The following is a 12,130-nucleotide window of genomic DNA, read 5'->3' as shown; positions in this document are numbered from 1 at the left end:
CAACATGTCGTTCATCGGCCGTGACATGGCTGTCGACCTCGGGACCGCCAACACGCTGGTGTACGTCAGGGGTCGTGGAATCGTCCTCAACGAGCCGTCGGTCGTGGCCATCAACACCAACACCGGCGGCATCCTCGCGGTGGGTGCCGAGGCCAAGAAGATGATCGGCCGCACGCCCGGCAACATCGTCGCCGTACGGCCCCTGAAGGACGGCGTGATCGCCGACTTCGAGATCACCGAGCGGATGCTCCGCTACTTCATCCTCAAGATCCACAAGCGCCGCTATCTGGCGCGGCCCCGGGTCGTGGTGTGCGTTCCCTCCGGTATCACGGGAGTTGAGCGCCGCGCGGTCATCGAGGCCTCGACCCAGGCCGGCGCCCGCCAGGTGCACATCATCGAGGAGCCGATGGCCGCCGCGATCGGCTCCGGCCTGCCGGTCCACGAGGCCACCGGCAACATGGTGGTGGACATCGGCGGCGGCACGACCGAGGTCGCGGTCATCTCGCTCGGCGGCATCGTCACCGCCCAGTCCATCCGGGTGGCCGGCGACGAGCTCGACAACGCGATCATCCAGCACATCAAGAAGGAGTACAGCCTTCTGCTGGGCGAGCGCACCGCCGAGAGCATCAAGATCACCATCGGTTCGGCCTACGACCTGGAACAGGACGAGCACACCGAGATCCGCGGCCGCGACCTGGTCTCCGGGCTGCCCAAGACCGTCGTGATCTCGGCCGCCGAGGTCCGCAAGGCCATCGAGGAGCCGGTCAACTCCATCGTCGACGCGGTCAAGACGACCCTCGACAAGTGCCCGCCGGAGCTGTCCGGCGACGTGATGGACCGGGGCATCGTGCTCACCGGAGGCGGTGCCCTGCTGCGCGGCCTCGATGAGCGGCTGCGCCGCGAGACCGGTATGCCCATCCACATCGCCGAGGACCCGCTCGACTCCGTCGCGCTCGGTTCCGGCAAGTGCGTCGAGGAGTTCGAGGCCCTCCAGCAGGTCCTCGACTCCCAGCCCCGTAGGTAGCAGAGCGCGCGGCCCGGCCGCGCGGCGGGCCCCATGCGGCGTCCGCGGCGGTCGGGCGGCACGGCGAGAGCAGCCGGTTCGCCCGGTGGAGCGCGGACACCCGCCGCCGGTGCGGAACGTCGATACGAATCGGTGCTGCGAATCGTTGATATACAGGCACAACATCTCGACAGACACGGTGCGCTGACGCTTCACCCGTCGCCACCGTCACAACAAGGCACAACGCTCAACTCCCGAACGAGACCGGCGGGGCCCGCAGCCGGCCGGTCCTACGAGGAAGGACACGGCCGCCGCACGTGAGGGACACACGAGAGAGCCGGCTGCTGCTGGTGCTGCTGGTCGCGATCGCGTTCGCGCTGATCACGGTCGATATCCGCGGCGGCGAACAGTCCCCGCTCGATGGCGCCCGGCAAGCCGCGGCCTCCGCCTTCGGCCCCGTCGAGAGCGGTGTGGCCCGCGTCGTCGATCCGGTCGGCAACGCCGTCGGCGCCGTACGGGACTCCGGCACCCGGCACAACCGGATCACCAAGCTGGAGCACGAGAACGAGGCGCTGAAGGCCAAGCTCGGCTCCTCCGACCGCAACCGCAGCCGCGCCGCCGAGCTCGACAAGATCCTCAAGACCGCGGGCACCGGCCAGTACGCCATCAAGGGCGCCCAGGTCATCGCCATCGGCTCGGCCCAGGGCTTCTCCTGGACCGTCACCATCGACGCCGGCAGTCGCGACGGCATCGCCCGCGATATGACCGTGCTCAACGGCGACGGCCTGGTCGGCCGGGTCACCACGGTCGGCGCCGAAACCTCCACGGTGCTGCTGGCCGCCGACCCCGACTTCACCGTCGGCACCCGCATGGAGAAGACCAACGAGATCGGCTTCGCCAACGGGCAGGGCGTCCGCTCGCTGCGCGTCCAGCTCCTCAACGGCAAGGCCACGGTCCGCAAGGGCGACCGGCTGGTCACCTTCGGCTCCAGCCGGGACAAGCCGTTCGTGCCCGGTGTTCCCGTGGGCCGGGTCGTCAAGGTCGAGCCGTCCAACGGCGATCTGACCCGCACCCTCCAGGTCCGGCCGTTCGTCTCCTTCTCCCAGCTCGACATCGTCGGCATCGTCGTCCAGCCGCCCCGCCAGGACCCGCGCGACACCGTTCTGCCGGCTCGGCCCGCGAAGCCCAAGCCGATCCCGACGGTCACCGTCACGGCCACCCCCTCCGCGAGCGCCTCTCCCAGGAGCTGAACCGATGCGCCTCAACCGGATCCTGCTCTCGGCCCCGCTGGTGGTCGTCGCCCTCGTCATCCAGGTCACCATCCTCGCCCGCCTCCAACTTCCGGGGGCCGTACCGGACCTGATGCTGCTCGTCGTCCTCGGGCTCGCGCTGGTCTACGGCCATGTCGGCGGCTCGCTCGTCGGCTTCTTCGCCGGACTGCTGGCCGATCTCGCCCCGCCCTCCGACCACGCCATCGGCCGCTACGCGCTGGTGCTCTGCATCATCGGCTATGTCGCGGGCCTGACCAGGCCGGACAACGGCCAGCACCGCTCGGCGACGCTGCCGCTGGTGGTCGTGATCGGCGCCGCCATCGGCTCGACGCTGATGTACGCCGCCGTCGGCTCGCTCGTCGGCGACACCGCCGCCCGGCACGTCGGCATCCTCGGGCTGCTGCTCAGCGCCACGCTCTACGACCTGCTGCTGGCCCCCTTCATCGTCCCGCTGGTGATGGCGCTGGCCCGCAGGACGGAGCCCGAACCGCTGGTCGGCGACGGCTCCGGCAGCCCGAACGGCACGGCGGGCGGCCGCGACTCCGGATACGGCTGGCTCACCACCGGCACCGGTCTCAAGGCCAGCCGCGGCGCCATGAAGTCCATCAAGTCCGTGCGCACGGGGGCACGCATCGGCAGCCAGCGCGGCGGACTGCTCGGCAAGTCGGCCCGCGACAAGGTGGGCCGCATCAAGGGGGTCAAGCGTCTGTGACGCCCTCCCGTCTCCCGACCACCACCCCTCATGGAGGCGCTTCGCGCCATGAGTAACCTTTCAGAGAGCCGGACCTCCCGTATCACGGTCCGGCTCGTCGCCCTCCAGATCCTGGTCTTCTCCCTGCTGCTGACCCTCGGCGGCCGGCTGTGGTACCTGCAGATCCGCAACGGCCAGGAGTACGCCGACGAGGCCCGCAGCAACCACGTCCAGCAGGTCGTCGATCCGGCCACCCGCGGCTCCATCCTCGACGCCCGCGGGGTGCCGCTGGCCGACAACCAGACCCGTCTGGTCGTCTCCGCCAGCCGTACCGACCTGCTGAAGATGAAGGACGACGGCAAGGCCGTGCTCGGCCGGCTCGCCAAGGTGCTCGGCATGACCGAGCAGGAGATCCGCAACAAGGTCCGGCTGTGCGACTCCAAGACCCCGCAGCCCTGCTGGAACGGCTCGCCGTACCAGCCGATCCCGATCACCGACGAGGCCACCACCCAGCAGGCCCTGCAGATCCGTGAGCGCTCCGAGGACTTCCCCGGCATCATCGCCGAGCCCACCGCGGTCCGCCGCTACGCCGCCCCCGGCGACGCCAACACCGCCCAGGTCCTCGGCTACCTCTCCCCGGTGACCGACGAGGAGATCAACAAGGCCAAGAACAGCAGCTCGCCGTTCCTGCGTTCGGACCAGATCGGCCGCTCCGGCCTGGAGCGGCAGTACGACGACTACCTGCGCGGCAAGGCCGCCGTCACCCGCTACGAGGTCGACAACCTCGGCCGGGTCATCGGCCAGGCCAAGAGCGACAAGGGCCAGGCCGGTTCGAGCGTCGTCACCAGCATCGACGCCCGCGTGCAGGCCATAGCGGAGAAGCAGCTGGACCAGGCCATGAAGGACGCCCGCCAGCAGGTGGACCGCAACACCGGCACCAACTACAAGGCCGACTCGGGCGCCGTGGTCGTGATGGAGGCGAAGACCGGCCGGGTGGTGGCGATGGCCTCCAACCCCAGCTACGACCCCAACGCCTGGGTCGGCGGGATCTCCGGCAAGGACTACGCCCGCCTGACCGGCAAGAAGTCCAACTACCCGCTGCTCAACCGCGCCATCCAGGGGCAGGCCGCCCCCGGCTCGATCTTCAAGGTCATCTCGACCGCGGCCTCGGTCAACGCGGGCTACGACTTCAACGGCCACTACCCCTGCACCAGCTCGTACAGCATCGGCGGCCAGGTCTTCAAGAACTTCGAGTCGCAGAGCCACGGCGACATCAGCCTCGGTCGGGCCCTGGAGGTCTCCTGCGACACCGTCTTCTACAAGCTCTCGCACGACGAGTGGAAGAAGGACGGCGGGGACAAGCCGAAGAAGGACGCCAAGAACTGGTTCTACAAGACCGCCCACCAGTTCGGCCTCGGCAAGGAGACCGGCATCGACCTCCCCAACGAGGTCACCGGCCGGGTCCCCGACCGCAAGTGGAAGCGCGACTTCTGGGCGGCCAACAAGGCCGGCTGGTGCGAGCAGGCCAAGGCCTGGCCGAAGAAGAAGGACTTCGGCACCAAGCTCGCCCGTGAGGGCTGCCTCGAAGGCATGAAACTGCACGCCTACGACTCGATCAACTACGCCATCGGACAGGGCGACACCCTGGTCACCCCGATCCAGATGGCGACCATCTACGCGGCGATCAGCAACGGCGGCACGCTCCACGACCCGACCGTCGGCAAGGCCGTCGTCAGCCCCGACGGCAAGCGCATCCAGCAGATCCGCCCCCGGTCGCACGGCACGCTGCCGGTGACCCGGAAGACGCTGGCGCAGATGGACGGCGCCCTCGCCGGCGTCGCCACCCGCGGTACCGCCGCCTGGCGGTTCGGCGGCTGGCCGCAGGACAAGATCCCGATGCACGCCAAGACCGGTACGGCCGAGGTCTACGGCAAGCAGACGACCTCGTGGTTCGCGACGTACACCAAGGACTACGCGATCGTGATGACGATCTCCCAGGGTGGTACGGGTTCCGGCGCCTCCGGTCCGGCCGTGCGCAACATCTACAACGCCCTGTACGGGGTCGACGAGAAGGGCGGTATCAACGCCAAGGCCGCCCTGCTGCCGAAGCCGCAGGGCTCGCTGCCCAAGATCGAGAGCGATGGCACGATCGAGGCCCCGCCGATCAAGCCGTACGTCCTGCCGTCGCCGTCACCCTCGGGGAGTCCACAGTGACGACCAGCCACACCTCCCGGGCGTTCTCCATCCGGCGCTACACCCCCGAACTCGGCACCTGGGGCAAGCTGACGGCGCGCGACTCGGTGCTGCGCAAGCTGGACTGGATACTGCTGCTGTCCTGTCTGGCGCTGTCGCTCATCGGCTCGATGCTGGTCTTCTCCGCCACCCGCAACCGCACCGAGCTCAACAAGGGCGACGAGTACTACTTCTTCCTGCACCATCTGCTCAACCTGGGCATCGGCCTGGCACTGGCCGCCGGCACGATCTGGCTGGGCCATCGCACCCTGCGCGGCGCGGTCCCGGTGCTGTACGCCCTGTCGGTCGTCCTGGCGCTGCTGGTGCTGACCCCGCTGGGCGCCACCATCAACGGCTCGCGTTCCTGGCTGGCGATCCCCGGCGGCTTCTCGCTCCAGCCCGCCGAGTTCGCCAAGATCACCATCTCGCTGGGCATGGCGATGATCCTGGCGTCCCGGGTCGACGCCGGCGACCGCCCGCACCCCGACCACCGGACCGTCGTCCAGGCCCTGCTGATGGCCGCCGTCCCCGTCGTCGTCATCATGCTGATGCCCGACCTCGGCTCTGTCATGGTGCTCGGCGCCGTCATCCTCGGCGTGCTGCTGGCCTCCGGTGCCTCCAACCGCTGGATCCTGGGGCTGGTGGGCACGGGCGTCGTCGGCTGTGTCGCCATCTGGCAGCTCGGTCTGCTCGACGCCTACCAGATCGCCCGGTTCGCCGCGTTCGCCAACCCGAGCCTGGACCCGGCCGGTGTCGGCTACAACACCAACCAGGCCCGGATCGCGATCGGCGGCGGCGGGCTGACCGGCTCCGGCCTCTTCCATGGCAGCCAGACCACCGGCCAGTTCGTCCCCGAGCAGCAGACGGACTTCATCTTCACCGTCGCCGGTGAGGAGTTGGGCTTCCTGGGCGCGGGCCTGATCATCCTGCTGCTGGGCATCGTCATGTGGCGCGCCTGCCGGATCGCCCGTGAGTCCACCGAGCTCTACGGCACGGTCGTGGCCGCCGGCATCATCGCGTGGTTCGCCTTCCAGTCCTTCGAGAACATCGGCATGACGCTCGGCATCATGCCCGTGACCGGGCTGCCGCTGCCCTTCGTCTCCTACGGCGGCACCTCGATGTTCGCGGTCTGGATCGCCATAGGGCTGCTGCAGTCGATCCGGGTCGGGCGGCCCCTGTCGGCATCCCGGTGACGCAGCGTCATCGCCGCCCGTAGAGCTCGAACCACAGGGAGGTGGACCGCGCCACCCCCGCATACGGGGTCGTGCCCCAGTCGTCGGCGAGGTGGCCGGTGAGCAGCAGACCGAGATCGGCCTGCGGCTCACCGGCCACCGCCGTGTACGGCGCGGCGGTCGGTGGCGCGAAGGCCTGCGCCGGAAGGCGGACCGGTGCCTCGTCGTGCACGCTGATCCGCAGCCCGTGCTCGGCCGTCAGCACCCGCAGCAGGATCTCCGCCGACCGGGGTGTGCGCAGGTGGGAGCTGGTGACCGCCTCCGAGGTGAGGAGTACGGCGGTGTCGAGCAGCGGCGCGAGCGGGGTGCCGCGCAGCACCGCCCGGACGAAGTCGCGGGCGAGCTTGGGGGCGGTGGGTCTGCTCGGCGCCGCCAGCAGGAACGGGCGGGCGCCCGCCGCGACGCGGATGGGTGTCCGGGCGGCGGCTGCGGTGTGGGGGTGCACGGGTGTCTCCCTCCCCGGAGGGCCGAGTGAGCGCCGATTGCCACGCTATGTGGAAACTTTGTGACACACCGTAAGACACTGCCCGCGGCGTGTGCCACCCGCATTTGCGGATCCTTGACATTCCGGCGGTGGGCCCCGGGCTCGGTGGGTGGTCCTCGATGGGGCCGGTGGCTAGATTCGATGCATGGCGGACACCGTGCGGGAGATCGAGCGGAAGTACGAGGCCGACGACGACATCCAGCTGCCCGACCTGACCGGCATCGACCCGGTCGCGAGCGTGGCGGAACAGGGCGCCGAGGCCCTGGACGCCCTCTACTACGACACCGCCGACCAGCGCCTCGCCGCGGCCGGCATCACCCTGCGGCGACGCACCGGCGGCCGGGACGCGGGCTGGCATCTGAAGCTGCCGGTCGCGCCCGGGGTGCGCGACGAGGTGCGGGCGACGCTGTCCGATGCACCGCCCGCGGAGCTGACCGCGCTCGTACGGTCACGGGTGCTGGACCGCGAACTGGTCCCGGTCGTACGGCTGCGGACCCGGCGCACGATCCTGGTGCTGCACGACGCCTCGGGCGCGCCGCTCGCCGAGGTGGCCCAGGACGAGGTGCGGGCGCACCGGGCGGACGAGGCCGCGGCGGCGGGCCACGAGCCCACCGAGGTGCGCTGGCGGGAGATCGAGGTGGAGCTGGCCGGGGACGGCGGCGAGGACACCGGGCTGCTGGACGAGATCGGCCGGGCGCTGGCCGCGGCGGGTGTGCGCCCCGCCTCGTCGGCGTCGAAGCTGGCCAGGGCGCTGGCCGAGACGGGGCAGCGGCCCGCCCGGCCCCGGAAGAACGGCGCCAAGGGCTCCGGCAAGGCCGCGGGCAAGGGCTCCGGCACGAAGCGCGAGAAGGCCGAGAAGGGTGAGCAGGCCAAGAAAGGCGGCACCGCCGGAGACGTCGTCCTGCGCTACGTCCGCGCGCAGGTGCGGGCGATCGTCGAACTCGATCCGGGGGTACGGCGCGACCTGCCCGATACGGTGCACCAGATGCGGGTCGCCACCCGCCGGCTGCGCAGCGCCTTCCGCTCGTACACCAAGGTCCTCGACCGCGCCGTCACACAGTCGATCGGCGTCGAACTCAAGTGGCTGGCCGCGGAGTTGGGCGTGGACCGGGATCGCGAGGTGCTGACCGAGCGGCTGCACGGCGCACTGGCCGAGGTGCCCCGCACGCTGCGGCTCGGCCCGGTCGCGGCCCGGCTGCGCATCTGGTCGCAGCGGCGCCGGGCCGGCTCCCGCAAGCAGCTGCTCGCCGTACTGGACGGTGACCGCTACCTCGCCCTCCTGAAGACCCTTGACGCCCTCCTGGAGGCGCCGCCCCTGCTCCGGGCCGGGGCCGACCCCGCGCCCGAAGTGGTGGCCCGGGCCGTGCTGAAGGACTACCGGCGGCTGTCGCGCCGTGTGGAGGCCGCGCTGGCCGCCCCCGCCGGGCAGGGGCGGGACGAGGCGCTGCACGGCGCCCGCAAGGCGGCGAAGCGAACCCGTTACGCCGCCGAGGCGGCCCGCCCGGCGCTCGGCCGCCCGGCGAAGAAGTTCGCCAAGCGCACCAAGCGCCTGCAGCAGCTCCTGGGCGACCACCAGGACAGCGTGGTGGCCCGCGGTGCGCTGCGCGAGCTGGCGACCCAGGCGCAGCGCGCCGGCGAGGGCGCCTTCACCTTCGGCCTGCTCTACGGCCGCGAGGAGGCCCTGGCCGCGGACCGGGAGCGGGAGCTGCCGGAGGTGTGGGCGAAGGTCTCGCGGCCCAAGCACCGGGCCGCGCTCCGGCCGTGACGCCGCCCTCACGGGGCGCGTACGGGGCGGTCTGACCTGCGGGAAGCGAGGCGTCAAGGGTTGGCCGCCGAGCACGTTAGGCTTGAGGGTCACCCCTGCCCGCTGATGAAAGATCACCACGATGCCTGTCGAGTCGGTCTTCCCGCGCCTGGAGGCCCTCCTCCCGCACGTGCAGAAGCCCATCCAGTACGTCGGCGGCGAGCTGAACTCCACCGTCAAGGACTGGGACTCCTGTGACGTCCGCTGGTCGCTCATGTACCCGGACGCGTACGAGGTCGGCCTGCCCAACCAGGGCGTCATGATCCTCTACGAGGTCCTCAACGAGCGGGAGGGCGTGCTGGCCGAGCGCACGTACAGCGTCTGGCCGGACCTCGAAGCGCTGATGCGCGAGCACGACGTCCCGCAGTTCACCGTCGACGCGCACCGCCCGGTGAGCGCCTTCGACGTGCTCGGCGTCTCCTTCTCCACCGAGCTGGGCTACACCAACCTGCTCACCGCGCTGGACCTGGCCGGCGTCCCCCTGGAGGCCAAGGACCGCACGGAGGACCACCCGCTGATCCTCGCCGGCGGCCACGCCGCCTTCAACCCCGAGCCGATCGCGGACTTCCTGGACTGCGCGGTGGTCGGCGACGGCGAGCAGGCCGTGCTGGAGATCACCGAGATCATCCGAGCCTGGAAGAAGGAGGGGCGTCCGGGCGGGCGCGACGAGCTCCTCTTCCGCCTCGCGAAGACCGGCAGCGTCTACGTCCCCAAGTTCTACGACGTCGAGTACCTCGCCGACGGCCGCATCTCCCGTGTCGTGCCGAACCGCTCCGGCGTCCCGTGGCGGGTGTCCAAGCACACCGTCATGGACCTGGACGAGTGGCCCTACCCCAAGCAGCCCCTCGTCCCCCTGGCCGAGACCGTCCACGAGCGGATGTCGGTCGAGATCTTCCGTGGCTGTACCCGCGGCTGCCGCTTCTGCCAGGCCGGCATGATCACGCGCCCCGTACGGGAGCGAAGCATCACCGGCATCGGCGAGATGGTGGACAAGGGCCTGAAGGCCACGGGATTCGAGGAGGTCGGCCTGCTGTCGCTGTCCTCCGCGGACCACACCGAGATCGGCGACCTCGCGAAGGGGCTCGCCGACCGGTACGAGGAAGACAAGATCGGTCTGTCGCTGCCGTCGACCCGCGTCGACGCCTTCAACATCGATCTCGCCAACGAGCTGACGCGCAACGGCCGTCGCTCGGGTCTGACCTTCGCGCCGGAGGGCGGCAGCGAGCGGATCCGCAAGGTCATCAACAAGATGGTCTCGGAAGAGGACCTCATCCGGACCGTCTCCACCGCCTACGGCAACGGCTGGCGGCAGGTGAAGCTGTACTTCATGTGCGGTCTGCCGACCGAGACCGACGAGGACGTGCTCCAGATCGGCGACATGGCGGTCAAGGTCATCGCCGAGGGGCGCAAGGTCTCGGGTCAGAACGACATCCGCTGCACGGTCTCCATCGGCGGCTTCGTCCCCAAGCCGCACACGCCGTTCCAGTGGGCGCCGCAGCTGTCGGCGGAGGAGACGGACGCCCGTCTCGAAAAGCTCCGCGACAAGATCCGCGGCGACAAGAAGTACGGCCGCTCCATCGGCTTCCGCTACCACGACGGCAAGCCCGGCATCGTCGAGGGCCTGCTCTCGCGCGGTGACCGCCGCGTCGGTGCGGTCATCCGCGCCGTCTACGAGGGCGGCGGCCGCTTCGACGGCTGGCGCGAGCACTTCTCCTACGACCGCTGGATGAAGGCCGCGGAGGAGACGCTGCCCGCGTTCGGCGTGGACGTCGCCTGGTACACGACCCGCGAGCGGACGTACGAGGAGGTCCTGCCCTGGGACCACCTGGACTCCGGTCTGGACAAGGACTGGCTCTGGGAGGACTGGCAGGACGCCCTGGACGAGACCGAGGTCGACGACTGCCGCTGGACCCCGTGCTTCGACTGCGGCGTCTGCCCCCAGATGGACACCTCCATCCAGATCGGCCCCACGGGCAAGAAGCTGCTGCCCCTGTCGGTCGTCAAGTAGCGCCGCGCGCAAGCGCCTCGGCCCGGCCCCGCACCCGCGGTGGCCGGGCCGTTGCGTGTTCACGGACAATGCAGGGTGGGAAACGGCACCGCAGGGAAGCGAACGAGGGGGAAGGCCGTATGGGGGCCATCGACGGGGGACGGCGTGGCGAGCTCGACGCCGTGTCGCTGGACAAGGACCGGCGCGCGCCGGACCGGTACGAGCCGGGGGAGGGGTGCCTGACCACGGTGGTCCGCATCCCGGTGCGGATCGTGATGCTGGTGCTCGTGGTGCCGGTGCGACTGGTGTGGGACGCCCTGGTCGTCTGCGCCAAGGCCGTCGACCGCGCACTGCTGCGCCCTTGCGGCCGCGGTCTGGCGTGGCTGTGGCGCACCCTCGTCGTCACCCCGCTGGCCTGGACGGGCCGCACCCTCATCGTCGCCCCGCTGGCCTGGCTGTGGCGGTGCGTGATCGCGCCCCTGGGGCAGGGGACCACGGCCGCGGTGGCATGGCTGGCGCGGTATCTGGTCGTCGTGCCGATCCAGGGGCTGTACACGTACGTGCTGGCGCCGGTGGGGCGGGGGATCGCGGCGGCGGTCGCGTGGCTGGTGCGGTATCTGCTCATGGTGCCGGCGCAGTGGCTGTACACGTACGTCCTCACGCCCGTCGGACAGGGAATCGCCTGGCTGGTGCGGGCGTTGGGCGCGGGTTCGGCCTGGTTGGGCAAGGCGTTGTTCGTCTGGCCGTGGGCGGCGTTGTGGCGGTATGTGGTGGCGCCGGTGGGGCGGGGGATCGCGGCGGCGGTGGCGTGGCTGGTGCGCTACCTGGTCGTGGTGCCGGCGCAGTGGCTGTACGCGTACGTCCTCACGCCCGTCGGGCACGGGATCGCCTGGCTGGTCCGGGGCGTCGGTACGGTCGTCGCCGCGCTCGTTCGATGGATCCTGGTGGTGCCCGCCGTCGCCCTTTGGCGGTATGTGCTGCAGCCGGTCGGTCGGGCGCTGGTGGCCGCGGTGACCGTGGTCTGCCGGGAGATCGGTGACGCGCTCGGGCACTGCTGGCGGGCCGCCGGGTTCGTCTCCCGCGCCGTCGGCCGGTTCCTCGGCCGCCTGCTGCGGTGGATCTTCGTCGAACCGTTCCGCTGGACGTACCGCACGGTGCTGACGCCGCTCGGGCACGGCATCCGCGACGGCGTCTGGCGCCCGGTCCGGCAGGCCCTGCGCGAGGCCGGGCGGGCCACCCGCCAGGCCCTGAGCGCCGCACGGGAGTCCGTGCGGCAGACCCGCAGGGAGATCGGGCGCGCCCTGTTCGGCGGGCCCGCGGAACCGCCGCGGGCCGAGGCCGTGCCGCCCCTCCGGGAACCAGGGGCTCCCGGGACACGTACTCTTGGTAGCAGTACGACCGCACTCACGAAGGACTGAGCGACACT

Annotated in this window: 9 protein-coding genes; 8 read left to right on the top strand and 1 reads right to left on the bottom strand. The window is 70.9% G+C overall.

What is annotated here, in order from left to right; translation table 11 throughout:
- The first annotated feature begins 4 nt into the window (after positions 1-4).
- The 5 genes from WAB15_RS15010 (at position 5) to rodA (ending at position 6,390) form a co-directional block, all read left to right on the top strand.
- Positions 5-1,024, top strand: coding sequence for a rod shape-determining protein (locus WAB15_RS15010; protein ID WP_003985182.1), 1,020 nt, complete (start codon positions 5-7; stop codon positions 1,022-1,024).
- A 296-nt stretch (positions 1,025-1,320) separates the two neighbouring features.
- Entirely contained in the window at positions 1,321-2,253 is a 933-nt protein-coding gene (mreC, locus tag WAB15_RS15005; RefSeq protein WP_399150819.1) for a rod shape-determining protein MreC, read from the top strand.
- Between the two features lie 4 nt (positions 2,254-2,257).
- On the top strand, positions 2,258-2,986 hold the full coding sequence (gene mreD, locus WAB15_RS15000) for a rod shape-determining protein MreD (protein ID WP_393486881.1): 729 nt from the start codon (positions 2,258-2,260) through the stop codon (positions 2,984-2,986).
- A gap of 48 nt (positions 2,987-3,034) precedes the next feature.
- Positions 3,035-5,179: a penicillin-binding protein 2 gene (gene mrdA, locus WAB15_RS14995; protein ID WP_407286558.1), complete on the top strand. Its 2,145-nt coding sequence runs from the start codon at positions 3,035-3,037 to the stop codon at positions 5,177-5,179.
- Positions 5,180-5,208: 29 nt separating this feature from the next.
- Positions 5,209-6,390 (top strand): rod shape-determining protein RodA, encoded by a 1,182-nt coding sequence (gene rodA, locus WAB15_RS14990; protein WP_407289226.1) that lies wholly within the window; start codon positions 5,209-5,211, stop codon positions 6,388-6,390.
- 7 nt (positions 6,391-6,397) lie between these two features.
- Here the strand turns inward: rodA and WAB15_RS14985 are convergent, their stop codons facing one another.
- Positions 6,398-6,874, bottom strand: coding sequence for an ATP-binding protein (locus WAB15_RS14985; protein ID WP_399150817.1), 477 nt, complete (start codon positions 6,872-6,874; stop codon positions 6,398-6,400).
- Positions 6,875-7,058: 184 nt separating this feature from the next.
- Between WAB15_RS14985 and WAB15_RS14980 the strand changes: the two genes are divergently transcribed.
- The 3 genes from WAB15_RS14980 to WAB15_RS14970 all read left to right on the top strand — a co-directional run bounded on the left by WAB15_RS14980 (position 7,059) and on the right by WAB15_RS14970 (position 12,122).
- The gene (locus tag WAB15_RS14980) at positions 7,059-8,678 is read left to right on the top strand and encodes a CHAD domain-containing protein (RefSeq protein WP_407286557.1); all 1,620 of its coding nucleotides are present in this window, start codon (positions 7,059-7,061) and stop codon (positions 8,676-8,678) included.
- 121 nt (positions 8,679-8,799) lie between these two features.
- On the top strand, positions 8,800-10,725 hold the full coding sequence (locus WAB15_RS14975; protein ID WP_399150815.1) for a TIGR03960 family B12-binding radical SAM protein: 1,926 nt from the start codon (positions 8,800-8,802) through the stop codon (positions 10,723-10,725).
- Positions 10,726-10,844: 119 nt separating this feature from the next.
- The gene (locus tag WAB15_RS14970; RefSeq protein ID WP_407286556.1) at positions 10,845-12,122 is read left to right on the top strand and encodes a hypothetical protein; all 1,278 of its coding nucleotides are present in this window, start codon (positions 10,845-10,847) and stop codon (positions 12,120-12,122) included.
- Positions 12,123-12,130 lie beyond the last annotated feature (8 nt).

It is taken from the genome of Streptomyces sirii, assembly GCF_045690365.1.
GTDB classification, from domain to species: Bacteria; Actinomycetota; Actinomycetes; order Streptomycetales; family Streptomycetaceae; genus Streptomyces; species Streptomyces sirii.
This window is presented reverse-complemented; position numbering and strand designations above follow the sequence as displayed.